Consider the following 25,051-nt stretch of genomic DNA (forward strand, 5'->3'; position numbering starts at 1 on the left):
ATGCTGCAGATCACCAACCTCACCACCCACTACTTCTTCGGCGGCCAGGTCACCCCCGCTGCCCGCGGCGTCACCCTGAACCTGCCGAAAGGCTCGGCCATGGCGATCGTCGGGGAGTCCGGCAGCGGCAAGAGCACGGTGGCGATGAGCGTCATGCGGATGATCCGCCCGCCGATCGGTGACATCGCCGAGGGCGAGATCCGCATCGGCGGCACCGACGTCACCCGCGCCACGCCCCGGCAGATGCGGGAGCTGCTGCGTACCCAGATCGGCTTCGTGCCGCAGGACCCGACCACGGCGCTGGACCCGCTGTACACGATCCGCTCGCAGATCGTCGAGGCGATGCCGCACGTCGAGCGGGCCCGCCGCGACGAGGTCATCGTCGAGCTGCTCACCTCGCTCGGCATCGTCGACGCGGCGGCCCGGCTCAAGCAGCACCCGCACCAGTTCAGCGGCGGCATGCGCCAGCGCGTCGCGATCGCCATCGCGCTGGCCAAGGAGCCGCAGCTGCTCATCGCCGACGAACCGACCACCGCGCTCGACGTGACCACCCAGATCGGCATCCTGCGGCTGCTGGACCGGCTGCGCCGGGAACGCCACCTCACCACGATGTTCATCACCCACAACATCCGGGTGGCCCGGCTGGTCTGTCAGGACGTCGCGGTGATGTACGGCGGCGTGGTGGTGGAGTCCGGCCCGCTGACCGTGGTGGCCGACAACCCGTCGCACCCGTACACCCGGGCGCTGCTGGACGCCAGCTCCCTCGACGTCGGGCCCCGCCAGCGCCTGCGCGCCATCTCCGGCAGCCCGCCATCGCTGACCGCGATGCCACCCGGCTGCCCGTTCGCCCCCCGCTGCCCGAGCGCCACCGACCTCTGCCACCAGCGGATGCCGGCCACCACCCGGCGGCCGGACGGCGCGTCGTACGCCTGCTGGAATCCGGTGACGTCATGACCGACAGAATCCTGGACGCGGTCGACGTCTCCAAGACGTACCGCAGCCGCACCGCCGGCACCACCCACGCCCTGACCGACGTGACCTTCGGGGTGGGCCGGGGCGAGATGGTCGGGCTGGTGGGCGAGTCGGGCAGCGGCAAGACCACGCTGATGCGCATCCTGCTCGGCATCGAGCAGCCGACCAGCGGCACGGTGACCTTCCGGGGTACGCCCCGGCCCACGTTCACCACCGAGCACCGACGCGACTTCTTCAACTCGGTCTCCGCGGTCTTCCAGAACCCGTACAGCTCGCTCAACCCGCGCCGACGGTTGTGGGACATCATCACCGAGCGGCGCTCCATCGAACGCCGGGCCGGCCGGGCGGAACGCCGGGCCCGCGCGGCCGAACTGCTGGACCTGGTGTCGCTGCCGCCGGAGTTCGCCGACCGGTTCCCGCACCAGCTCTCCGGCGGCCAGCGGCAGCGGGTGGCGATCGCCCGCAGCCTCTCCGAGGAACCGGACGTCATCGTGCTCGACGAGCCGATGTCGGCGCTCGACGTCTCGGTCAGCGCCCAGATCGCGAACCTCCTGCTCGACCTGCAGGAGAAGTTCCAGATGAGCTACGTCTTCGTCGCCCACGACATGCACATGGTGCGCCATCTGTGTCACCGGGTCGCCGTGCTCCTGAAGGGCCAGATCGTGGAGCAGGGCACCGTGGCCGAGGTGCTCGGGAACCCCCGGCACGAGTACACCCGCAGCCTCATCGCCGCCTCCGAGCTGCGCTCGCTGGAGCCTGAGGAAGAGAGGATCCGACCGTGAAGATCACCGATGTGTCCGCCCAACTGCTCAAGCCGACCGAGTTCGAGTTCCAGTGGAAGGACCAGCTCCCGCCGCGCCGGGTCGGCATGATCCTGCTGCGGATCCGCGACGACGAGGGCCACGAGGGACAGTGCATCACCTGGCTGGCCGGGCCGGGCCAGTTCGAGGACATGCTGCCCCGGGTCCGTGACACCCTCGTCGGCCAGGACCCGCACGACATCGAGCGGTTCTCGTACCAGCTGACCGACAACCTGACCGCCCCGAACGCGGTCTCCTCCGGCGTCGACATCGCCCTCTGGGACCTGGTCGGCAAGATCCACGAACAGCCCGTCTACAAGCTGTTGGGCGCGGCCCGCGACCGGGTCCGCGCGTACGCCAGCACCGTGCGCTACGACACCGTGCCCGAGTACGTCGACCTGGCGTTGCAGTGCCGGGACGAGGGCTTCACCGCGTACAAGCTGCACGCCTTCGGGGTGCCGGACAAGGACATCGAGGTCTGCCGGGCGGTACGCGAGGCGGTCGGCGACACCATGGACCTGATGCTCGACCCGGTCAATGCGTACGACCGGCAGGGGGCGTTCAAGGTCGGCAAGGTGCTGGAGGAGTTGGACTTCTACTGGTACGAGGCGCCGATCGAGGACGCCGACATCCAGGGCCTGACCGACCTCACCCGGTACTTCTCGATCCCGATCACGGCGGTGGAGAGCGTCGGCGGCGGTCTCAAGTTCGTGCCGCCCTACCTGGTGAACCACGCGGTGGACTCGGTGCGCTCGGTGGGGGACTGGACCGGCGGCATCACCGCGATGAGGAAGACCGCCGCGCTCTGCGAGGCGTTCGGCGTGAAGTTCGAGCCGCACAGCTACGGCTCGACGCTGATCCAGGCCGCGCACTTCCACGTCATGCTCGCCATCCACAACTGCGACCTGGTCGAGTTGCCGGTCCCCACCGGCGTCCTGGACCAGGGCATGAAGGACACCCTGCGGGTCACCGCCGACGGCTACGTGGACGCGCCGACCAAGCCCGGCCTCGGCTACGAGATCGACGAGGACGAGATCGACAACCTGACCGTACGCCGGCTCACCGTCGGTGACGCCAGCTCGGTCGTCGGGCACTGAGTACCCATGACGATCACCAACGAGCCCGCCTCGGAGTTCACCCTCGCCGACCGCTTCACCCGGCGCGAGGGCCAGGTCTACCTGACCGCGATCCAGGCGCTCGTCCGGGTGCTGCTCGACCAGCGTCGGCGCGACGTCGCCGCCGGACTCGACACGGCGGGCCTGGTCTCCGGCTACCCCGGCTCGCCGCTCGGCGGGGTCGACCTGGAGATGCACCGCCAGCAGGCGCTGCTGACCGAGCACCGGATCCGGCACCAGCCGGGGCTCAACGAGGATCTCGCCGCCACCGCGCTGTGGGGCAGCCAGACCGTCAACGAGTTGCCCGGCGCCACCGTCGACGGCGTCTTCGGCCTCTGGTTCGGCAAGGCACCCGGGGTGGACCGGGCCGGTGACGCGTTGCGGACCGCCAACATCAGGGGCACCGCGCCGCACGGCGGCGTGCTGGTCGTCGCCGGTGACGACCCGGACGCCGCCTCGACCAACTTCCCGACCGACAGCAACGGCGCCTTCATCGACTGGGGCATGCCGCTGCTCTACCCCGGCACCGTGCAGGAGATCCTCGACCTGGCCGCGCACGGCATCGCGCTGTCCCGGGCCAGCGGGCTCTGGGTCGGCTTCAAGATGGTCACCGACCTGGCCGACGCCTCCGGCTCGGCGGACGTCACGCCCGACCGGCTGCGCTTCGTGGTGCCCGAGACCGGCCACACCCCGAAACTGCGGGTGAACACCCCCGGTCCGCCGATGCGGGAGGCCGAACGCGACCTGGTCACCCACCGCCGGGGCATCGCGGCCAGCTACATCGAGGCCAACCAGCTCAACCCGGTCACGGTGGCACCGCCGGCCGCCCGCGTCGGCATCGTGGCACCCGGCACCACCTACTACGACGTACGGCGTGCCCTGGACCGGCTCGGCCTGGACGACGACGCGCTGCGCCACGCCGGCGTACGGGTGAAGAAGGTCCTGGCGTTGTGGCCGGTGTCGACGGGGGAGTGGCGGGACTTCGCCGACGGGCTGGAGCAGGTCTTCGTGGTGGAGGAGAAGGGGCCGCTGATCGAGCGGATGCTCAAGGAGGCCCTGTACGGGCGCCCGGGGGCACCGGCGATCCACGGCAAGACCGACGCCGACGGCGAGCCCTTCCTGCCCGGCTACGGCGTCTTCAGCACCGACCAACTCGCCGCCACTCTCGGCCCCCGGCTGCGGGACCTGCTCGGTGACGCCGTCCGGCTGCCCGAGCGGACCCGGACCCGGACCATGCTGCCGCTGGTCACCTCCCGCAAGCCGTTCTTCTGCTCGGGCTGCCCACACAACAGCTCACTCGCCGTGCCGGCGGGCGCGGTGGTGGGCGCCGGTATCGGCTGCCACATCCTGGAGCTGGTCGTGCCCCGTGAGGAGTACGGCACGATGGCCGGCTACACGCAGATGGGCGGCGAGGGCGCGCAGTGGGTCGGCATGGCCCCCTTCACCACCACGACGCACATCTTCCAGAACGTCGGCGACGGCACCTTCCACCACTCCGGCAGCCTCGCTCTGCGCCAGGCCGTGGCGGCCGGCGTGAACATCACCTACAAGCTGCTCTACAACAGCGCGGTCGGGATGACCGGCGGCCAGCACGTCGAGGGCGTACTCGACGTGCCCCGGCTGGTCCGCATGCTGGCCGCCGAAGGGGTCGCCCGCACCATCATCACCACCGACGACACCCGCAGGTACCGGTGGGTCCGGCTACCGCGTGGCGTCCAGGTGTGGAAGCGGGAGCGGCTGCTGGAGGCGCAGGAGATCCTCGCCGCCACCCCCGGCGTCACCGTACTGCTGCACGACCAGCACTGCGCGGCCGAGAAACGCCGGCTCCGCAAGCGCCGGCAGATGGCGCAGCCGACCCGGCGGGTGGTCATCAACGACCGGGTCTGCGAGGGGTGCGGGGACTGCAGCGCGAAGTCGCAGTGCCTGAGCGTGCAGCCGGTGGAGACCGAGTTCGGCCGCAAGACCACGATCCACCAGTCGTCCTGCAATTTCGACTACTCGTGCATGCGGGGCGACTGCCCCTCGTTCATGACCGTCGAGACCTCGGCGGGCGGCGGCGCCCGGACCTCGGGCGAAAGCGACACCCCGCCGCTGCCGGACCTGCCGGCGCCGGTGGTGACCGTGCCCGCCGACGCGTTCAACCTGTACATGACCGGCATCGGCGGCACCGGCGTGGTGACGGTCAGCCAGGTGCTCGCCACCGCGGCCGTGCTCGACGGCAAGCTGGTCCGCAACCTCGACCTCACCGGCTCCAGCCAGAAGGCCGGGCCGGTGGTGTCGCAGCTACAGGTCTACTCCGACCCGGCGGTCGAACCAGCGGCCCAGATCGCCGACGGCGAGGCGGACCTGATGCTCGCCTTCGACCTGCTCGCCGCGATGAACGCCAAGGGCCTGGCCAAGGCGTCGCCGAACCGTACGGTGGCGGTCGGGTCGCTGAGCCCCACGCCGACGGCGGACATGGCGGTCGACCCGAGCATCGCCTACCCCTCGATCGACGCGCAGACCCGCCAGCTCGGCGATGTGACGCGGCGCGACGACAACGTCTTCGTCGACCCGGAGGCGATCGCGGATGCGGTCTTCGGGAACCACCTGATGGCCAACACGGTGCTGGTTGGCGCGGCGTACCAGAGCGGCGCACTGCCACTGTCGGCCGCGTCGATCGAGGAGGCGTACCGGCTCAACGGGACCGCCGTCGCCGCGAACGTGCAGGCGTTCCGGTGGGGCCGCGCCGCGGTGGCGGTACCGGCCACCGTCGAGGCACTGGTGGCGGCCCGTCGGCGCCGCCTCGCGCCGCCCCCATTGGCGTCCGTGCTGGCCGACCGGGTCGCCTCCCTCGCGCCCGATCCGGCGCTGCACGACCTGCTGCACACCCGGGCCGCGGACCTGGTGGAGTACCAGAACGCGGGGTACGCCGGGCGGTACCTCGACACCGTACAGCGGATGGCGGTTGCGGAGACGGCGGTGAGCGGCGCGGCCGGGCCACTCACCCGGGCCACCGCAACCCAGATGCACCGGCTGATGGCCTACAAGGACGAGTACGAGGTGGCCCGGCTGCACCTGCTCGACTCGACCCGGGACACGGTACGCGAGCAGTTCGGGCCGGGCGCAAAGGTCTCCTGGCACCTGCACCCGCCGATCCTGCGGGCGATGGGGATGACTTCCAAGATCCGGCTCGGCCCGTGGTTCCGGCCCGGGTTCCAGGCGCTTGCCGTGCTCAAGCGGGTCCGCCACACGCCGTTCGACGTCTTCGGCTACGCCCACCTTCGCCGGGTCGAGCGGGACCTGGTCGTCCACTACACGGCGCTCGCCGAGGCGGTCGCCGCCGGAGTGAACGCCGACAACCTCGACCGGTGCATCCGGCTCCTGGACCAGGCCGACACCATCCGCGGCTACGAGCACGTCAAGCTTCGCAACATTGGCCGTTACCTGTCCATGGTGGAGGCGGAGGCCCGCGCTCTGGGCCTCGACCTGGTGGTCCCGCCGACGCTGCGGTCCCTGCCGACCGGCTGACGGCTCGGGGTGGTGTTGCTCCCGCCGAGCGTGATGTCACACCGACATGTTGATGTCGTGTGACATCACGCTGACGAGGAGAACAATCCGGGCTGGCGGCACGGGTGACGTGGCACTCGGGCCAGATCGCGCGCCGCCCGAGCGGGCCGCGAGTACGGCGCGGCCGGGTGGGGTCAGCCGGCCTGGCGGACGGCGTGGTTGAAAGCCGCGGAGCCGACCGTCGCCATGCCTCCGTCGACCACGACCTGCGACCCGTTGACGTACGCGGCGAGCGGCGAGAGCAGGACGACCGCGATCTGCGCGATCTCCTCAGGCACGGCGAAACGGCCCAGCGGCACCATGCCGGCCCAGACCTGTTCGGTGACCGTTTCGGCCAGCCGCCGCATGCCCTCGGTGCCGCTCACCGGGCCGGGCACGATCGAGTTTGAGCGGATGCCGTGCGGCCCCCACTCCAGCGCCAGCGAGCGCATGAGCTGGTCCACGCCGGCCTTGGCGGCGGCCACATGCGCCTGGTGGGCGAAGGGCATCTGCGACTGCCCGCCGGAGACGAACAGGATGGTGCCCCGGGTGCGGCGGAGTTGCTCGTAGGCGGCGTGCGCGCAATGGAAACTCCCGAGCAGGTCGATGTCGACCACTGCGCGGAAACCGTTGGAGCTGATCCGTTCGGCGGGGGCGAGGAAGTTGCCGGCGGCACCGCAGACCACCGCGTCGACCGCGCCGAAGCGCTCCTCGGCCATCTCGAAGGCGGCCTTGACCGCGGTGGCGTCGCGTACGTCGGCGATCGCGTAGACCGCCTCGGCGCCGAGCGCGGTCAGTTCCTCGACCGCGTCCTTGAGCTTGGTCTCGGTGCGCCCACACAGCACCAGGTTGGCGCCTACCTGGGCGCAGGCCTTGGCGATGGCCAGGTTGACCCCGCTGCCGCCGCCGCTGACGAACACGGTCCGCTGACGCAACAGGTCCTTCGGCAGTAGCGCGCGCATGTGCCAGCTCCCAACCGGGCGAGGGTCGCCGTCAGTCACCGGCGCCACCGTCGAGTCTTCATGAAGTTGACAACGACGTCAAGTATCGACTCTTTAGTCATCGGGCATAAAGTGCCGACGATGTCGGCACATATATAGGCATATATAGGCGATAATCACAAACGCCACGGGGTCAACGTGCAGGTCATCGCGGACTGCAAGGGACGACTCGTCTGGGCCTCACCCGCCCTGCCCGGCGCCGTGCACGACCTGACCGCCCCACGCACCCACGGCCTGATCGAGGCTCTGAGCTGAGCCAACGTGATGACCTTTGCTGACAAGGCGTACCAGGGCGCTGGCGGCAGCCTGGTGGTGGGCACCGCCGTCCGGGCGACGATCATCAGTCATGAGCGTTGGGGGTCATGGCCGAGGTCCTCGGGCATGAAACGGTGGGCGCACTCGACTTGCACGGCAGCTGATCCCGGGCCGTGCGACGCGGATCGGGCGCACCGCGCCACAGCCTTTCGGTTGAGTTCGTCGTTGACGGGCAGCAGCCTGGCAGGCTCAGCTGTGCGGGTTACGCCGCATACCGCGGACCACGACGCCGATCAGCGCGTCCGCGGCGTAGTAGCCGGCATTTCTCGAGTCGTAGCTGGCGTCGGCGTTGTCGCCGAGGACGATCAGGTGCCCGGGTGGTACGACCTGGTCGGGTACGGGTACCCCGGCGGGTACGGGATCGCCTGGTACGGCCACGGCGCGTTTGACGATGAGCTCGCCTGGTGGATCGCGTCGCGTGCTGGCCGACCGGGTGGAACGCGCTGGCAGGTCGCCGTCGGCGAGGACGACGACATCGCCGGAGCGGACCCTGGCCAGTGGCACCCGCCGCACCAGCATCCGGTCACCGCTGGTGTACGTGGGCAGCATGCTTCGCCCGGCCACGGTGGTGACGAGAAAGGTGTGCCGCAGCCAGCACGCCACACCACCGGTTACGGCGCCGACGACCAGGGCGCTGGCCACCACCCGAGCAATCATCGGATCTCCTCTACCGCCGTTGCGCCGTAGCCGCTGGCCTGGGTCCGGAACAGTTGCGCGTACCGGCCGTCGAGGGCGATCAGTTCGTCGTGGCTGCCCTGCTCGGCGACCAGGCCGCCGTCGAGCACGACTATCACGTCGGCATCCCGAACCGTGCCCAGCCGGTGCGAGATGAGCAGGCTGGTGCGGCCGGCACGATGCGTCCGGAGGCGCTGGTGGATCTCGTGTTCGGCCTTCGCGTCCAGGCCCGCGCTCGGTTCGTCGAGGATCAGCAGGTCCCGGGTGTCACGCATGAACGTCCGGCTCAGGGCCAGCCGCTGCCACTGGCCGCCGGACAGCACTACACCGGTGTCCGGGTCGTCCTTCTCCTCCTCCAGGTAGAAGAGGCGGCTGAGCAGCGTGTCGTAGCCCCGCGGCAGCGCGGCCAGATTGGTGTGAATGCCAGCTGCGCCGGCCGCCTCCTCAATCCGGCGCCGGTCGGCTATCGCGTCGACGTCACCGACCCCGATATTCTCGGCGGCGCTCAGGTCGTACGACACGAAGTCCTGGAACAACACGCCCATCCGGCGCCGCAACTGCGCTGGATCCAGGTCGCGGATGTCGACGCCGTCCCAGCGGATCACGCCGTGGTTCGGGTCGTAGAACCGGCACAACAGTTTGACCAGGGTGCTTTTGCCCGCGCCGTTGAGCCCCACCAGTGCGACCGCCTGGCCCTGGGAGATGGTCAGGCTGACGCCGCGCAGGATCCATGGATGGTCGTCGTGGTAACGGAACCACACGTCCCGTACCTCGATGCCGTGGCGCAACGGCAGGAGTTGTGCCGGTCGGCGGGCGGGTGGCAGGTCGTCACCGAGGCGGCGTACGGCGGAGTGGTGGCCGACCATCAGCAGCGCTTCGTGCCCGCTGGCAATGCCGTTGACCAGACCCATGAGCGATCCCTGGATACCGGCGACAGCCACCACGAACGCCGTCACGTCGCCCAGCGTCAGCCGGCCGGTGGTGGCGCTGTGTACCGCCCACACCAGGCCGAGCCCAGAGACCACCGCACTCAGCAGCGCCAGCAGTGACTGGCTACGTAGCACCTTCCGGTCGAGGCGCCGTTCCCCGTCCTGCACCTCGCGCAGTCCGCGCAGCAGCCGGCCCTTGAAGAAGTCACCAAGGCCGAACAGGCGTACCTCCTGGGCGGCTCCGACGTCGGTGATCAGCTGGCTGTAGAAGGCCTGCCGCCGCATCGCCGCCGACAGGCCCAGGTACATTCCGACCCGCTGCCGGGCCAGCGAGATCTCCGCCAGCAGCGCCGGCACCGCCGCGCCCACTACGACCGCGGTCATCACCGGGCTGAGGAAGTACAGCGTGCCGAGCAGACTGAGCAGCGTGATCACGTCCCGGCCGATGCCGAGCAGGCCGGACGTGAGCGGGCTGAGTGCCGGACCGGTCGCCTCGGTCGCCATCCGCAGCCGGTCGAGAAACCGAGGGTTCTCGAACCTGGACAACCCTTGGAAGGAGTTCACCGCGGTGTACAGCTGGTCCTGCATCAGGCGGTCCATCCGCCGCTGCTGCTCACCCTGCAGATAGCCGGCCAACTGCGGTAGTACCGCGGCGACCAGGCCGGCACCGGCCAGGCCCACTCCGGCGCCGACGGCGGCCTCGACCCGACCGGCCGCCAGCCCATCCACCACAAGCTTGGTCAGCCACACCGTGGTCGCTGGCAGCAGACCGCTGGCAACGGTCGTCACCATCTGCGCCACGGTCAACCACGGACCCGCCTGCCACGCGGTACGCCACACCCCGGCCAGTTCATGAAGCGGGCGCTGCGGGCTGGCCGGCTCTGTCACCGGCATCTCGGAAGCTGGCATCGTCAGGACGTGGCCGCCACGTGCCCCACCACGCCGCGCACCGTGGCGTCCGCAGCCGCGATGACGCCGTCGGCATCGACCCGCAGAAACGTCGGGAAGCCTCGTACCCCGAACGCCTGGGACACCGAGAAAGCGTCCGGTTCGACGACCACGGTCGCCGTGTCGGTCAGCGACGTGGCCAGCTCAACGGCTTCCGGACCGGAGTCGGTGATGACCGCGACCGCCGTGCTGGCGTCGCCGCCCTGCTCAGCCAACCACTTGGCGAACAGGGGCGCCTGTTCGTGGCACGGCGCGCATCCGGCGGAGAAGAATCCCACCAACCGTGGTCGGCCGACCAGGCTGTCCCGGGTGACCGGTGTGCCATCGACCGCGGTCGCCGCGAATGCCGGCACAGGCGTGCCCACCAGCTCCTCCGGTGCGGGCATTACGGGCGGTAGGGCGCCCGAGAGTCGGGTCAGCGCAGCGGTCTGCTCCCGCAGCCGGCGCAGTACCCCGAACGTCAACAGCAGGTTCACCATGCACAACGCCCCAAGCAGGGCGACTGCGGCGACGACGAAGGGCATCGTCACTTCCTCCGAAGGTTTCCGGGATGATAGGTGGGACGGAACAGCGCCACCAGGTCATCGAGCCGCAATACGAAAGGCAACACCGCCGCGGCCACGGCAAGCGCCACGGCGACGCCGGCGGGATGTCGGCCGACACCCGTCGCTGCGGTCGTCGCCACCAGGCCGCCCAGGCACACGACAGCCAACAGCATGTTACGCGCCACGTGCGGCAGGCCGAGTGGAGTCTCCGATGCGCCGAAACACCGGCACGGCGCCCGCCGCCCGCCCCGCATTGCCAGCACGATGGCGACCGAGAACGCCACCAGGAGCGCTGCCGCCAGCGTCAACCCGGTCGGCGCCGTCGCTGGAATCACCACCAGCACCGTTACCGCAGCCTCGGCCATCACCGTACCGGCCGCGGCCACGCCCACGGCCACACCGCGGCGCGGCCGGCCCAACAACCCACCGGTCGAAGCGACAAAGCTCGAGTACGCCGCCGGACCGCGGAGCTTGCTGGCCAGCGAGCACAGGAAGACGCCGAAGACCAGAGCGCGGCAGGCCACCGCCAGATACATCACCAGCCGCCTCCCGCCACGCCCTGCTTCCGACTGCGGATGGCGCCGGTGCTAACAGCCCTCAGTGGAGTAGATGGTCCATGCGTTGCAGTTCACGGGCCGGCTTGGCCCGTAGTAGCAGCACCGCCGGATCCAGCGGTACCGCACGTTGTTGAGGGTCATACACCTGAACTCGTTCCAGCAGTCGATGGCCTGGACGTCGGCACGAGGCACAACAACCTCAAGCATCCGGTCAGCTACCGCTTGCACTCGTCGGATGACGCTATCCATGTTTCCTCCGATTCATCCGCAACTGTGACCTTGTCAGCTGACCTGTGATCTTCAGGGGCGCGGCGGCGGGCCCAAGGACATCGAGCGGGTTTCAGCGCCATGTCACAGCCAGGCCAACGGGATCTCTCCCATGGGCCGATCTGACGGTAGGACGATACGGTGGGATCCGTACAACCCCCGCACAATCGGCGTATAGGCCAAGGCGTGGCCAGCCCGGGCCGCGAGCACCACATCGGGCACCCCGGCGGTACCGAAGTTAGGCAGGCGTGCCGAGCGTCGTAGGGCCGGACCTTCCGTACCCCGACCTTCGACACCAGCTCGTGTACCCGACGGCGTAGCCAGTCGGTGCGTTGCGGCTGGCCGAGTTCGTCGACCAGGACATAGCCGGTGTTGGTGTACGTCAAGCGAAGGGGCGAGCTGAGGAGCCCGGCCGGGTGGCAACGGCCTTGGCGGTAACGGCTGGTCACGCTGGCGGCAATCGTTGCCGGCTACATCGCTGACGCTGCTGACGAACATTCGGCGGCTTCTGCCGCCCGGCGCTGACCTTCTCAGAGATGTCGAGGCGGCGGCGTGCATGGCGAAGAGACTGGCCTACCTCCAACCCGAACGGATCCTCAGCACTCCGGGTCACGGCGGCGGCAACAGGGTCAACGCAACCAGTGCACCGCCACCCCGCGCGTCGAATACGGACGTTCCAGGGTCATGAAGTCCGATTCGCCTTCTGGGTGGGGGATATGAGGAACTTCTGGTCGTCGGTCCCGGAGCAGGGCGTTTGCACCACCTCGGCGCCGATGTTCACCTCAGCCGGACCGCCAAGTAGCCCGATACACAGCCCACTGTGGACTGGACGCAGGCGGTAGTTGTTCCCGGTCGAGTCGTCAACCGGATCCAGCAGGTAACGCTGATGGCTGGCTCCGACGCAGTCCGACGGGGCCAACAGCGCGCCGTCGCCGGTGAACGCGTCATCCACGGTCAGGCACCCGGCACCTTCCGTCGGGTGGTGCCACTGAAGCTCGTACACATCGGCACCGACTTCTCGAAGGTAGGTGTCCGGGGACACCTTGTCGCATGGCCTCTGCACCGCCAGTGGCCGATCGGTGCGGCCATTGCGCTCCCGGCCCTCGCCCAGGCACAGGCTGCGGTCGTCAATGTGGGCGGGCCGAACCAGATACCAACCGTCGATCGGGTGGGTGGTATTGGTGGGGACTCCCGACTCTTGCTCCCTGTCCCAGATCAGCGCTGCGGTCAGCGCGATCACGAGTGTCGCGACGACCGTGATCGCCGCCACCAGCAGCCAGCGTCGGTTGGCCGGCGCTGCCGGGTCCACCGGCCGTGTCCGAGGCACCGTCTCCGACTCAGTCGACGACGGCTCCGTGCTGGATGCCGCACCGGTCGCCTCGGCCCTAATGGGGGATGCCGTCGGCTCTGGCCCGACGGACCCGGCTGCGATGCGGTTGCGCGCGGCGACCCATCGCGCCGTCGTGGCGCCATCCAGACCGCAGGCCCGGGCGAATGCCGCCACCACCTGCTGCCGGGGCAGCGTCGTGCGTCCCAACGCGGCGGCGATCGTACTCGAGGGAAGGACCTCTCCGGCGGCGGCCGCATTACCCGCGATTTGCCGGTACGTCAGCCCTGACCACTCTCGCAGTGCCCTCAGCGCGGCGACGAACTCGGCGGAGGTGGCTGCGTCGTCAGGGCTGGGTGGACTCATCTCCACATCGGGCCTTCGGCTCCTCGGCATCGGGATCGCAATCCTGGATGTCATCGAGGACTCTAGCCGATGGTCGCCTTCCCGTGGGTCAGTCAGGCGGCGGCCTTCCAGCAAGGGCGGCCCCTCGCCAACGTCACTCCTGGCGAGGGGCCGCCGCGGCGACCTGAGGCGTGATCGGAAGCTTCTTCCCGACCGGGCGCCCGGCCATCCTGATCACCCCACCCAGGGTCTATCGCACCAGTTCGCTGCACTCGATCGGAGCGCCGCTCAACGTGGCGTCGTAGCACACCTGGAATCTCCGACTAGGACCCCGACCGTACATCTGGGTCCAGCCGGTCGCACCCGCACTGAGGGGTTTTGATGAGTAACTGTCGTGGTACACGTTGCTCAAGAATCGCTGCAGGACGACCGTTCTGCTGATCTGGACTCCCGGGGCGGCTGTCATTCGACCCCAAACGGACTCACACTTAGGTGAATAGACCATGGTGACCCGACTGCCTGCGACAGTGAAGTCAACTCGAACGATCGTGCCGAAATCGCATCCCATGACCACCGGGCTATGTCCCGTACAGTTGTCCGCGTAACAGCCAGCGCTATAGACCCGCTGAGCGTTGGTTTGATTGCAGTCCCAGATCTGCAGAATCTGCCCGGTCGAGAAGTTGCTGTACGGGACATCGACACAGTATCGGTTGTCACTATGCGTGACCAAGGAAAAGGCGTGGCCGGAGTGGAGACCCTCGAACCAGCGTTGGGACGCGGACCCGTTGCAGTTGTTGACCCTGAGGGTTGCTCCGGCGGCTCGTTCGCCGTTGAAGTCGAGGCAGAGCCAACGGTTATATGCGGGGTGAAGGTAGAAACCACCTTGGTCGGCCGACTCCTGCACCCAGACCTGGGTCGGCTCGCTGTTGGAATCCCACAGGTGGACAGGCGTCCCATGTCCACCCCCGTACTGCACGTCCAAGCGCAGTATCGTCGGTGTACCCGCCGCTCCGGCGAACAGCCCACGCCGGCTCCAGTCTGACGGGAACGTCAGATCCCATTCGGCTGCGGAGGCGGTGGATGGCGTCACCGCCAGGCCGGTGACCACCGTGGCGACTACTAGCGTGAGCACTGCCACGACTCTTCGGAAGGCTTCGAACACGACGCTCTCTCCTGTGGTTGATTGATCAGCAGACATAAATTTGACTGAGGACTTGACGCTGGCTCGATAATCACCGGGATGGTCAGAATCTGTCGTGGATGGGGCGTCGGTGGCTAGGTCAGCAGACGTAGAAGGTGAACGGTGCCTGGGTGGGTGGGTCGGTGACGATCGGTATGGTCAGATAGCCGCCGCCGACCGTCACGGGTTGGCTACCATTCGCGGGACCGACATAGGTTCCGGTCGGTATGCTGCAGGTGCGATAGAATTGACGCAGCGCGTTGCCCTCGGCCATGTTCTCCGCCGCCGGGATCATCTTCAGCTTCGACGAGCTGGGTGACGCTCCGCCCTCGATGAAGTCCCATGCGGCGGCGAGCTCGCTGGAGTAGAAGGGATACTCGTCGCAATGGTGCCCGGTGGGCACGCGCGGCGTCTGGCAGGTGCTCTGAACATATGGCGCGTCGTCCATCCACGACCGCTTCCGAACCTTCTTCATTTCCTTGTTATTAACAAAGTTGAGGTGGACCCAGGGCGGGTTGGCGACGAGCGCCTCCAGGTCGTTTATGGCGGCACCGGACGCGTCTCCGGTCGTGGGGAAAATCAGGGGAAGGTCCCTGCACGGGTCGCCGACGACTCCTCCATGGGCGCTGAGTTGCAGGCACGTCTCGGCGGCGTGGAGCGCCTGGGCGGCATCGACCAGCCATCGCTGGCCATCCGGCGTACGCGTGGCGACGTAGTCGAGGATCCGCTGCTGTACGGTCGCCGCCGTGCTCACCCCGTTCAGTTGCTTGTTGACGATCGCGGCGAGTTGCTGTTGTCCTTCGGCGGTGGGATGGAAGCTGCCCCTGCCCGGCACCTCCTGGCCGCTTCCCGGCGAGGCGGTGGCGATGACGCCGTTGCTCCACTCGACGGTCATGAAGGAGCACGCCCAGTGGGCCACGCCCTCTCGCCAGGTCTGGGTCGAGTTGAGAAATCGGATTTTCACTCCGTCCTGCCGTACCTTCTCGACGGTGTTGGCAATGGTGATATTGAGCAGGTCGCCGAGGGTGTTGAGGAAATGCAGGGAGGTTTTTTCGATGCCGAGGCAGCCGCTCGACGCGGGCTTGTCGGGGAAGAGTTGCGGATATCCGAGGACGAAGATCTGGGCGTTGGGGGCCTTTGTGGCGATGGCGCGGTAGGTGGCTTCGAGGTGTTCTCCCAGCCAGTCCCGGATGACCTTCTTCCCGTACACGCTCAGTGCTTCTGGATCGACCCGGCCGTTGCCTCGGGTGAGTTTGTGCAACGGCGAGTAGCAGGAGTCCTGGGAGGCGATGCAGCTGCGCATGATTTCGGCGAACCGGGCGTCGTTGCCACCGATGGTGAGTGTCACAAGGGTGGTATCGACGTCGAGCCAACCCTGGTCGACCTGGATGGCTTCGCCGCTCTTCTGTGACCTCCGTCCCCAGGTACCACCGACGTCACCCCACACCGTGTGCCCCGCGACATCGCTGGGCGCGGGAGGGTCGTTGGCCGCGTCGAGGCTGACCTCCGGTGAGATCGCACCGGAGCAGGCGATGAAGCCGAACGAGGCGGCCCCCTCCGCGGCCTGCTGCGCGATGGTCTTGGTGTGGCCGGGCAGCTTCACCTGGGTGGGGTAGGCACCGGTCCTGGAGCGGTGGCAGTCGTTCACGTCGCCGTTGGAACGCTTGTAGTCACTGTTGGTGAAGTACGGCGGGATGCCTTCACCGGACGAGTAGGAGTCACCCATCGCCACGTAGTTGGCCAACGGTTTGGTGGTGGGAACGAACGCGACCGCGTCGAAGGCCACCGCGTCCTCGCCGTCACCATCGACGGTTTCGGTGCTCAGCCGCACCCGCGCGTCTCCGGCGAGCGGGAACACACCGAGGTCGACCCAGGTGAGTGCCTGGACGGCCTGGTTCACGACCCGGTGGCGGGTCTGCCCGTTCCCGAGGTCGATGACATAGTCGGCCTGGCGGGTCCACGCACCCTGCTGCGGCAGGTGGACCATGATCCGGGTCCAACCGTGGATCGGCTGGTTGAGCGCCCAGGTGCCGGAGACCTTCTGTTTGCCGTCGCGCATGTCCCGGTGCCGGGTGTGCGCCATCCAGAAATGACCGCCGAACCCGCTGCCCAGCTGGTGGAAGTCCACCTTCGAAGGAAACAACCCGGCAGCGTCCATCGCGAAGTTCAGCGTGAAGGTGCCCGCCTGGGCGCCGGTACCCGGGCAGTTCGGGCGGATTGCCGGGACATCGGCCGGGACGTCGTCGATGACCAGCGCGCCGACGGGTAGACCGTCGCGGGTGCACCGTGGCGGGTAGGCGGTGCCGTCCTCCTGGTAGGCGTATCCCTCGTCGAAGCGGATGAACTCGTAGCCGCAGGTGTCAAGGCAGTTCGGCTTCCAGCTGACCGCCTTGTTGTACCAGCACTTGAGGTCGAACTTACCGGCGGCGTTCCGGTGGGCGCACGGACCCGGCGGTTGATCTTCGAGGCTGGGCGCGGTCGGTTGGTGCTGCGCGCCGGGTTCGCAGTTGTTGGTGGCATCGCAGAAGAGGTTGACCGGCGGCTTGACTCCGCGCCGGTTCACCGGCCCTGCGACGGGACCGCCGTTCCACTGCGCCGGGCGGAACTGCGCCACGAGTACGTTCGGGGCCTCCAACACCTCGTTGGGATGAGCCGCGAACCCCAGCACCTTCTCCTGGTAGGGCCAACGCTGCGGGTTGGCGGCGTCGGCGGGTGTCGAATCCATGAAGGGCAGCCGGTTCGCCGGGTAGATCGGGTTCGCCGGGTTGTTGATCCACCCCACACCCCAGGCGCCGTCGTTCTGGGCCGCCGCGCTCTGCGGATGGAACCCCGAGTTGTACGCCCACAACGCGAAGAACCAGTTCTCCAGGAACTTCGGTTGGCCGCCATGGATGATCAGACCGGCCCGCCGGGTCTCGTTCCACTTCTCCTGGATGATCGACATCCCGGCGGCGATGTTGACGGCGAAGTCGAGCGCGACGGCACGCTGCGTCTGGTACGGCAGGGCAGGCCCGTCGCCGGGTCGTTCCCGACCAGCCAGCCGCATCCGGTCGGTGACCTGCATGACCCCGTACCCGCAGTCGGCGTCGGAGAAGTTCACGTCCCAGTCGTTTCCGGCGTCGTCGTCGTAGACCTGGCGGCCGTAGAAGTTTCCGATCAGCGGATTGCCGGTGACCCCCGGCGCGGTGTTGCTCGACGCCTGCCAGGTGTTCGACTCCTGGGCGGCGATCCCCAGCAGGATCTGCGCGGGTACGGCGCCGCCGCCGTCGAGCGGCACCGGTGGGAACAGACCCTGCGGCGTGTACGCGGGCATGCCGAGGTTCTTCCAGTTCGCCGGCCGCTGCACGGTGAGGGCGTTCATCACCGCCTGGTTCGCCGCCCACTCCACCTGGCGTGGCTTGGGCTGAAGCGCCTGGTTGCGCGGATCGTTACGGGGGCCCGAACAGGTCCTCTCCTCCTCGACCGGATTGCTCGGGGAGCCGGCTGCCGTGGTCAGGGACGGCTTGCGAGCGGTGGCTGGTTTCCCCTCGATCAGTGACGGGTGCATGTCCCGGCCGGCGGCCCCGGCCCGGTGGGTGCCGGGATCCACGGTGAACGCGGCCTGTCTGCCGGTGGTGGTGATCGTCATGGTCAATGCGACCGCACGGGCCGCCGAGGCGTCACCGCCGCCATCGGCTGTCCAGGAGTTGGCGACGATGGCCGCCTCGCCGAGGGTGGACACCTCGGCGCCCTTCGGCACGGGCAACAGGCGTACCGGGCCAGCGGGACCCGCGTCGGCGGTACGCCGCGCCGCACCGGTGACGAACGTCCGTCCACCGGCGCCCGCAACCAGATCGATTTCGGTGAGCTTGCCCTGTGCGAGGGTGTGCAGTGGCCCGGCGGGACGCTGCTGACCGGCCCTGGCCCGGGTCACCGTCGTCGCCTCCACCCGCCGTACCGAAGCGACGTCGCCCTCTCGGTCGAGGAAGGACACACCCCCGTCCGAACCCGCGACCAGCCGGAACGGCACGCCGCTCGTGCCGACGACCGCCACCCGCCGGCCCGTACCGTCGATGCGGATGAGCCGGTTGGCGTCGGCGGCGACGATCTGCCCGTCGGCCGACGGCACCGCCGAGGTCACCTGACCATCCAGGGTCAGCGGCCGGTCGGTCCTTCCGCTGGCCGCGTCCACCCGGATCAGTCGCGTCCGGGTGCCGGTGTCCCCGGTCGGGGCATCCGTCAGTGCCTGGGTCAACACGGCGCTCTCGCCGCCCCCGCACGCCGGGCTGAAGTAGGCCAGCGACGACAGCACCGGCAGCTTCACGACCGCCCCCGTGGTCAGGTCGACCACGGCGGTGAACGCCCCACGGTCGAACAGGTCGGCCTCGTTGGTGAAGGTGCGTGGCGCGTACGCCACAACGAGACGCCGGCCGGAGCCGGTCACACACGCGTTCCCGATCCATCGGTCGGTGTCGAAGCCCGGCTCGGACAAGGTCGCCGCCGTTCGCCAGCGGTAGCCCTCCCGCGCGTCGGCCACCAAGACGTGTAGTCCGTCCGCGTCCCCGGAGGTGACCCAAGCCCGGTCGTTCGATGTCCGCCATGCCGGTCCCAGAATTGCGGCGCGCTTGCCCTGGGCCACCTCAGACGGGTCCGCCGCTACGGCAGCCGGGGTGTCGAGCGCCGGTGGTGGTGCCTTCGGATCCGCCTGTGCAGGTGCCGCGCGAATCAGGGCGGCGGTGGACAACATGACGATCGACGCCGTCAGCGCCCCCAGGATTCGGCGCCACCCGGCACCGCGCGCCGCCATGGTCCGGGCTGCCAACGGCGTACGTCCCATACGGATTCCTCCCTTGAAAGTGGTCCCCGATCGGGCTGTGGCGTCGGACGACCGTGTCCTGCCCGGCCCTCCAGGGGATCGGAGACATCGTCACGAGCCGGGCCGGACCGAGGGAAGTGATCGCCGGCGTCCCGGACAGGACAGCCCTGTCCATGCTGGTCAAGACATCGCTCGGACAGGATCCCGGACAGCCGGGATTGGTCGCTGGGCGCCCGCCGGGTCCGAAAGATCCCCGGCTGGTAGATCAAGTTCGGACGCTTGGCACGCGGCGAAGACACCGCGCAAGCTGATCCCACTACCTGGTCGACGCGGTGTTCATCTACCCGGCCCTGGCCGAGGCGTACAGGGTGGCCGCCTTGGACGCGGCGAGCAAGATCCGGAACATCACCCGAATCAACGGATAGCGCCCCGGCTGCGCCGGGGCGCGGCACCGTCGTCGCTGGTCGGGGCCGGTCACGTCGGGGTCCGCGCCGAGCCGGTTCCGGTACCGTCCCGGCGCCCGGCCGGCGGCCGTTGCGCCATGTGTTCTCGCCGTGACACGATCTCGCCCACGAGATCGTCATCGATCGATCGGGGAGGTGAACCATGGCGCGGAAACTGCGTTACGCGGCGGCCTGGATGACCGGCCGCACGCGGGTCAGCGGGCGTTACCCGTACTGGTTCTACAACTACCAGTGAGCCGTACCCGTCACCACGTCCGTCAGCGACCGTAGACGACACGCGCACAGGATCCCGGCCCCGGGGTCCTGTGTTCTTCTTCCCGGGGGAGCGGATGGCAGACGGCGAGCGACCCGGCCGGCCGCCGGGCCCGCGCGGGCACTGGCTGACCGGCAACACCACCGAGTACGACGCCGACCGGATCGGCTTCCTACGTCGCTGCCACCGCGAGTACGGCGACGTCTTCTCCTTCGACGAGCGGACGGTCTTCGTCGCCGACCCGGACCTGGCCCACGAGGTGCTCGCCCGCACCAACCACAGCTTCGTCACCGAACTCGCCCCGTTCGGCAACCGACCCGACGTCGACCGGGCCGCCGAGGAGGCCGAGGCCTGGATGTCGGCCCGCCGTACCGTCTGGCCGGGGCTGAACCGGGCCGCCGCCGGTGCGGCCGACCGCCGTACCGTCGAGTTGTTCGACACCGTCACCGACGCCACCGCCGGCCGCGAGGTCGACGTCCTGACCGTGATGCGCGACTTCACCGCCCACGCCGTCGCGGACTACTGCTTCGGCGCGGACGCCGCCGGGATCCCCGCCCTGCTCGCCGAGAACCTCGACGTCACCGCACCCTTCACCGCAACGTCGTTCCAGTTCCCGGCGTGGTTCCCGCTCCCCCGGCACCGCCGCTTCTTTCGCGTGCACCGGCGTACCGTCGAGACGCTGACCGGGATCGTCCGCCGCCGTCGCGCCGCCTCCGGGCCGCCGGACCGCGACCTGCTCGCCCTGCTACTGGCGGTCGATCCGCCGTTGTCCGACCACACGGTAACCGCGACGCTGCGGGGCATCCTGATGGGCGGCCACGGCATTCCCGCGGCCGCCCTGGTCTCCGTCGTCCGGGAACTCGCCCTGCGCCCCCGGCTCCTCGCCGACCTGCGCGCCGAGCCGGGCGACGGCGACGCCCCGCCGACCGCGCGGCTCCCGTTGGCCGAGGCCGTGGTCCGGGAGGTGCTCCGGCTCTACCCGCCGGTATGGCTGATGACCCGCACCGCCCACGCCGACGCCACCGTCGGCGGGTGGTCGCTGCGCCCCGGAGACGAGGCGCTGCTGAACCCGTACCTGATCCAGCGGGACCCCCGGTGGTGGTCGCGACCCGACGAGTTCGACCCCGGCCGGTGGGCAGCCGGCTGCCCGGTGCCAGGGCGGGCGTACCTGCCGTTCGGGGCCGGCCCCCGGGTCTGCCTGGGCTCGACGCTGGCGCTGCGGCAGCTCACCCTCGCCACCTCCCGCCTGGCGCAACGGTTCACCGTCGAGTCCCCGAACGCCACGACGGCGGCCCCGAGGTTCCTCGGCCGGCTCGCCCCGGCAGGCCTGCGCGCCCGCTTCGTCCCGCGTACCTAGCGGCCGGCGCCCGGACCGCTGGTGGCCGGCGGTCTTGCTGTGCCGACGTCAACCGGGCACTACGCATCGCGCCCGGCGATGCCTCGGGCTCTCAGCCGGGCGGCGTCAAGGCCGAGAGCGCGAGCCCGCACATCGGGGAGATCTTGGTACGAGTGCGCCCCTTGAGGGGCGCACTCGTACCAAGATCCCGGGTGCCTTGGCGTGGCAGCGAGCGACAGGTGTCGAGGATTGAACATCCAAGTTCATCGATGTAGCCTGGTGGTGTCGTTCGTCTGTCTCATGGAGGTGCCCCGATGCGTGTCCGCGCTGACCGTCGCCGCCTGGTCCGCTTGTTCTCGGCGTTCGCAACGGCCGCCGCCGTCGCTTCGGTCTGGGCCGCTCCCGTTTCGGCCGCGCCGGCCGGCGGGTCGGCTGCTCCCGCCAAGATCTCCTGGAATCGGGCCGGGATGCAGGCCATGGTGCTGCCTCCGCCGCACGAGCCGGACCGGGGGACGTGCGTGCCGACGCGCAACGGCCAGAAGATCCGGTTGGACTGCACCATCAAGAAGGAAGACACCACGCTGTGGGTCGCCTGCTCGGGCGGGTTCGTCGAGATCCGCCATCTCAACCCACCCGGCGTCACCGCGGAAGGCACCTGTCCCACCTACGGCGGCTACGCGTTGACCTACACCAGGCCATGACATTGCCCAGCTGGTGTGGCGAGAGCCGGAACTGGCTGAGTTGATCGTGGCGGACGCCGAGGCGCTGCGAGCCTGGCTGCTGAGCGGCCATGCCGCGTCGATGGGCGCCTGGCGGGTCCTGGGCCGCAAGGGCGGCCCAGGACCCGGCCGCCCACCCGGACGACCCAACCGCCAGGCCGCCCGCCGCCGCGACGTCCACATCGTCACCAGCAGCGACACCGCAAGCGGGGAAAACGTACGAGAAGAAATCGACGAATCCCCGACCACGCCGCACAGCTTAAAGATCAAGCTTAGTGGCGGTCGCCGACACCCCTGGGGTCTGTCGCGACGCACTCGGTGATGATGACATGCGCGGGTGTGGCCCACGTCGGTGTGAACTGCTGTCTCAGTAGCTCCATGGTCATCGATAAGGTCGCGCCTGTCCTGTTACCCTCCGACCGGTCCGCGACGCTGCGGACTTCCAGTTCAGGCGCCACCTGAGGTGACTAGGAAAATCCTCTTCCTCTGGAGGTGCCCATACTCCTGATCCATTCGTTATTGGTCGGTAGTCTTCAATGCCGTGCGCGCTTCTTGATCTGGAGGTCAATTCGGGTAGACAGTCGACCTTTCTCGTTAGATTTGACCCATTAGTTAGCCCTTACGGGCTGGCTAGAATCAGCTCGAATTCTGTCGCGGCGCCGCTTCGCAGGAGGATTGGTGACTGGTTCTCTTGTTCGCTCCGCCAGCGGTAGCCCGAGGGCTCGCTGGTCAGTCACGGCCGCCTTTGGCTGGGTGAGCGCCATCGCGACCGGGCAACTGCGGGACGGCCGCGTCATCGCCGTCTCCGGCGGCGCCGACGGCACGGTACGGGTCTGGGACCTGGCGACCGGCACACCGATCGGCGAACCACTCACCGGCCACTCCGGCGGGGTGCGGGCGGTGGCGACCGCGACGTTGCCGGACGGCCGGGTCATCGCCGTCTCCGGCAGCAACGACCGTACGGTGCGGGTGTGGGATTTGGCCGCCGGCAAAGCGTCCGGTAATCCACTCACCGGCCATGCCGGCGGGGTGGACGCGGTGGCGACCACGACGTTGCCGGACGGCCGGGCTATCGCCGTCTCCGGCAGCGGCAGCGATGGCACGGTGCGGGTGTGGGACCTGACCACCGGCACACCCTTTGGCGAATCACCCACCGACTTCATCGACTTCGCCGGCGGAGTGTGGGCGGTGGCGACCACGATGCTGCCCGACGGTCGGGCCATCGGGGTTTCCGGCAGCAGCGACACAGCGCGGGTGTGGGACCTGGCCACCGGCGAACCAGTGGGCGGAGAACTCACCGGCCACCTCAACTCAGTGTGGGCGGTGGCGACCACGACGCTGCCCGACGGTCGGGTCATCGGCGTCGCCGGCAGCGGCGACACGGTGCGGGTGTGGGACCTGGCCACCGGCGGACCGATCGGTGAACCACTCACGGGCCACATCGGCGGGGTGCGGGCGGTGGCGACCACGATGTTGCCGGACGGCCGCGTCATCGCCGTCTCCAGCGGTGATGACCGTACGGTGCGGGTGTGGGACTTGGCCGCCGGTCAACCGATCGGCGAGCCACTCACCGGCCATACCCGGATGGTGGTGACGGTGGCGACCACGACACTGCCGGACGGCCGCGTCATCGCCGTCTCCAGCGGTGACGACGGTACGGTGCGGGTGTGGGACTTGGCCGCCGGTGAACCGATCGGCGAGCCACTCACCGGCCACACCGGCGAGCTGTTGGCAGTGGCGACCACGACATTGCCCGATGGCCGCGCCATCGCCGTCTCCGGCAGCAACGACCGCACAGTGCGAATGTGGAACCTGGCCACCGGTAAACCGATCGGTAAACCACTCACCAGCCATACCGGCGGGGGATTGGCGGTGGCGGCCACCACATTGCCGGACGGCCGAACTGTCGCCGTCTCCGGTGACGGCGGCTACGGCGTGGTGTGGGTGTGGGACCTGGCCAACGAAAGCCTGATCGGTGAACCAATCACCAGGCACATCGGCGGGGCGGTGGCGGTAGCGGTAGCGACGCTGCCCGACGGCCGGGCCATCGCCGTCTCCGGCAGCTACGACCGCACACTTCGTATGTGGGACCTGGCCACCGGCAAACCGATCGGCGAGCCACTCACCGGCCACACCGGCGCGGTGTGGGCGGTGGCGACAGCGACGCTGCCCGACGGCCGCGCCATCGCGGTCTCAGGCGGCAACGACCGCACAGTGCGAAGGTGGAACCTGGCCACCGGCAAGCCGATCGGTAAACCAATCACCGGACACACCGACCGGGTGCGGGCGGTGGCGGCCACGACGTTGCCGGACGGCCAGGCCATCGCCGTTTCCGGCAGCTACGACCGCACACTACGCATGTGGGACCTGGCCACCGGCAAGCCGATTGGTAAACCACTCACCGGCCATACCGGCGAGGTGCGGGCGGTGGCGGCCACGACGTTGCCGGACGGCCGGGCCATCGCCGTCTCCGGCGGCGACCACGACGGCACGGTGCGACTGTGGAACCTGGCCAACGGCAGCCCGATCGGGGTCCTTCCCGCACACCGTGGTGCGGTCTGCTGTGCCGTTATCGCAGGTCTGCTGGCGGCAGACGGACCGGTGTTGCTGACTGGTGGTAGCGACGGGTTTGTCAAGGCGTGGGACGTGTCGTCGATGATCAAGGAGCAGGCTATCGGTGGCGGCGAGCTCTTCGCCGGGTAGAACCGACCGTTGACGTGGCGATTCGACATGCGCGCCGAAACCGGGCCGGGCCTGGGACAGGGGATAGGTCCTCGATCGCCGTGCCCGTTGCCCCCGAGAAGTCCCGCGTCCGGCGTCGCATCCTGCCGTTCTCTGCTCGTCTGTACGACCAGCGCGGTTACGCCATCACCGTCCGCCAGTGCCACCGATGGCCTTCCGAATCCTGCTGACGCAGTCGATCGGCGTACTCGGCGGAAGGGCCGGGCCGTGGCTCTGGCGGATGCTGGTGCGACGAGAC

General features: G+C 69.1%; 15 protein-coding genes and 1 pseudogene. 8 read left to right on the top strand and 8 right to left on the bottom strand.

The window, feature by feature from the left end:
• From E0H26_RS20075 to E0H26_RS20090, 4 genes are read left to right on the top strand one after another with little or no spacing between them, the layout of a single operon-like run.
• The gene (locus E0H26_RS20075) at nt 1–954 is read left to right on the top strand and encodes an ABC transporter ATP-binding protein (protein ID WP_131305878.1); all 954 of its coding nucleotides are present in this window, start codon (nt 1–3) and stop codon (nt 952–954) included.
• Nucleotides 951–1,754, top strand: a complete 804-nt coding sequence (locus tag E0H26_RS20080) for an ABC transporter ATP-binding protein (RefSeq protein WP_131305881.1) — start codon at nt 951–953, stop codon at nt 1,752–1,754. Before E0H26_RS20075 ends, E0H26_RS20080 begins: the two co-directional genes overlap by 4 nt.
• Nucleotides 1,751–2,869, top strand: coding sequence for a mandelate racemase/muconate lactonizing enzyme family protein (locus E0H26_RS20085; protein WP_131305884.1), 1,119 nt, complete (start codon nt 1,751–1,753; stop codon nt 2,867–2,869). The genes E0H26_RS20080 and E0H26_RS20085 overlap by 4 nt, the downstream gene beginning before the upstream one ends.
• A 6-nt stretch (nt 2,870–2,875) precedes the next feature.
• Nucleotides 2,876–6,397 carry an indolepyruvate ferredoxin oxidoreductase family protein gene (locus E0H26_RS20090; RefSeq protein ID WP_131305888.1) on the top strand — a complete coding sequence of 1,174 codons (3,522 nt, stop codon included), beginning with the start codon at nt 2,876–2,878 and terminating at the stop codon, nt 6,395–6,397.
• Between the two features lie 173 nt (nt 6,398–6,570).
• Here the strand turns inward: E0H26_RS20090 and E0H26_RS20095 are convergent, their stop codons facing one another.
• Nucleotides 6,571–7,377, bottom strand: coding sequence for an SDR family oxidoreductase (locus E0H26_RS20095; RefSeq protein WP_131305891.1), 807 nt, complete (start codon nt 7,375–7,377; stop codon nt 6,571–6,573).
• 156 nt (nt 7,378–7,533) lie between these two features.
• On the opposite strand from E0H26_RS20095, the pseudogene E0H26_RS20100 reads away from it, so the two are divergent.
• Nucleotides 7,534–7,668, top strand: a pseudogene (locus E0H26_RS20100) (transposase family protein); the annotation flags it as partial.
• A 252-nt stretch (nt 7,669–7,920) separates the two neighbouring features.
• Here the strand turns inward: E0H26_RS20100 and E0H26_RS20105 are convergent.
• The 7 genes from E0H26_RS20105 to E0H26_RS20135 all read right to left on the bottom strand — a co-directional run bounded on the left by E0H26_RS20105 (nt 7,921) and on the right by E0H26_RS20135 (nt 19,020).
• On the bottom strand, nt 7,921–8,388 hold the full coding sequence (locus tag E0H26_RS20105; RefSeq protein ID WP_131305894.1) for a S26 family signal peptidase: 468 nt from the start codon (nt 8,386–8,388) through the stop codon (nt 7,921–7,923).
• On the bottom strand, nt 8,385–10,229 hold the full coding sequence (locus E0H26_RS20110) for an ABC transporter ATP-binding protein (RefSeq protein ID WP_131305897.1): 1,845 nt from the start codon (nt 10,227–10,229) through the stop codon (nt 8,385–8,387). The genes E0H26_RS20105 and E0H26_RS20110 overlap by 4 nt, the downstream gene beginning before the upstream one ends.
• A 17-nt stretch (nt 10,230–10,246) precedes the next feature.
• Entirely contained in the window at nt 10,247–10,807 is a 561-nt protein-coding gene (locus tag E0H26_RS20115) for a TlpA family protein disulfide reductase (RefSeq protein WP_131305900.1), read from the bottom strand.
• A gap of 2 nt (nt 10,808–10,809) precedes the next feature.
• Nucleotides 10,810–11,364 carry a MauE/DoxX family redox-associated membrane protein gene (locus tag E0H26_RS20120; RefSeq protein WP_338106225.1) on the bottom strand — a complete coding sequence of 185 codons (555 nt, stop codon included), beginning with the start codon at nt 11,362–11,364 and terminating at the stop codon, nt 10,810–10,812.
• A gap of 970 nt (nt 11,365–12,334) precedes the next feature.
• On the bottom strand, nt 12,335–13,345 hold the full coding sequence (locus tag E0H26_RS20125; protein ID WP_165521927.1) for an XRE family transcriptional regulator: 1,011 nt from the start codon (nt 13,343–13,345) through the stop codon (nt 12,335–12,337).
• 229 nt (nt 13,346–13,574) lie between these two features.
• The gene (locus E0H26_RS30700; RefSeq protein WP_131305909.1) at nt 13,575–14,522 is read right to left on the bottom strand and encodes an RICIN domain-containing protein; all 948 of its coding nucleotides are present in this window, start codon (nt 14,520–14,522) and stop codon (nt 13,575–13,577) included.
• Between the two features lie 82 nt (nt 14,523–14,604).
• Nucleotides 14,605–19,020, bottom strand: coding sequence for a golvesin C-terminal-like domain-containing protein (locus E0H26_RS20135; RefSeq protein WP_131305912.1), 4,416 nt, complete (start codon nt 19,018–19,020; stop codon nt 14,605–14,607).
• Between the two features lie 1,072 nt (nt 19,021–20,092).
• On the opposite strand from E0H26_RS20135, the gene E0H26_RS20140 reads away from it, so the two are divergent.
• The 3 genes from E0H26_RS20140 to E0H26_RS20150 all read left to right on the top strand — a co-directional run bounded on the left by E0H26_RS20140 (nt 20,093) and on the right by E0H26_RS20150 (nt 24,774).
• Nucleotides 20,093–21,373: a cytochrome P450 gene (locus E0H26_RS20140; protein ID WP_131305915.1), complete on the top strand. Its 1,281-nt coding sequence runs from the start codon at nt 20,093–20,095 to the stop codon at nt 21,371–21,373.
• Nucleotides 21,374–21,666: 293 nt separating this feature from the next.
• On the top strand, nt 21,667–22,053 hold the full coding sequence (locus E0H26_RS20145; RefSeq protein WP_131305918.1) for a hypothetical protein: 387 nt from the start codon (nt 21,667–21,669) through the stop codon (nt 22,051–22,053).
• Between the two features lie 771 nt (nt 22,054–22,824).
• The gene (locus E0H26_RS20150) at nt 22,825–24,774 is read left to right on the top strand and encodes a WD40 repeat domain-containing protein (protein WP_131305921.1); all 1,950 of its coding nucleotides are present in this window, start codon (nt 22,825–22,827) and stop codon (nt 24,772–24,774) included.
• The last annotated feature ends 277 nt before the right edge of the window (nt 24,775–25,051 follow it).

It is taken from the genome of Micromonospora zingiberis (genome assembly GCF_004331455.1).
Taxonomy (GTDB): domain Bacteria; phylum Actinomycetota; class Actinomycetes; order Mycobacteriales; family Micromonosporaceae; genus Micromonospora; species Micromonospora zingiberis.

Coding starts and splice junctions, on each gene's coding strand:
- E0H26_RS20095 (WP_131305891.1), bottom strand. CDS start 7,377: ATGCGCGCGCTACTGCCGAAGGACCTGTTGCGTCAGCGGACCGTGTTC.
- E0H26_RS20090 (WP_131305888.1), top strand. CDS start 2,876: ATGACGATCACCAACGAGCCCGCCTCGGAGTTCACCCTCGCCGACCGC.
- E0H26_RS20120 (WP_338106225.1), bottom strand. CDS start 11,364: ATGTATCTGGCGGTGGCCTGCCGCGCTCTGGTCTTCGGCGTCTTCCTG.
- E0H26_RS20115 (WP_131305900.1), bottom strand. CDS start 10,807: ATGCCCTTCGTCGTCGCCGCAGTCGCCCTGCTTGGGGCGTTGTGCATG.
- E0H26_RS20110 (WP_131305897.1), bottom strand. CDS start 10,229: ATGCCGGTGACAGAGCCGGCCAGCCCGCAGCGCCCGCTTCATGAACTG.
- E0H26_RS20105 (WP_131305894.1), bottom strand. CDS start 8,388: ATGATTGCTCGGGTGGTGGCCAGCGCCCTGGTCGTCGGCGCCGTAACC.
- E0H26_RS20145 (WP_131305918.1), top strand. CDS start 21,667: ATGCGTGTCCGCGCTGACCGTCGCCGCCTGGTCCGCTTGTTCTCGGCG.
- E0H26_RS20080 (WP_131305881.1), top strand. CDS start 951: ATGACCGACAGAATCCTGGACGCGGTCGACGTCTCCAAGACGTACCGC.
- E0H26_RS20140 (WP_131305915.1), top strand. CDS start 20,093: ATGGCAGACGGCGAGCGACCCGGCCGGCCGCCGGGCCCGCGCGGGCAC.
- E0H26_RS20075 (WP_131305878.1), top strand. CDS start 1: ATGCTGCAGATCACCAACCTCACCACCCACTACTTCTTCGGCGGCCAG.
- E0H26_RS20125 (WP_165521927.1), bottom strand. CDS start 13,345: ATGAGTCCACCCAGCCCTGACGACGCAGCCACCTCCGCCGAGTTCGTC.
- E0H26_RS30700 (WP_131305909.1), bottom strand. CDS start 14,522: ATGTCTGCTGATCAATCAACCACAGGAGAGAGCGTCGTGTTCGAAGCC.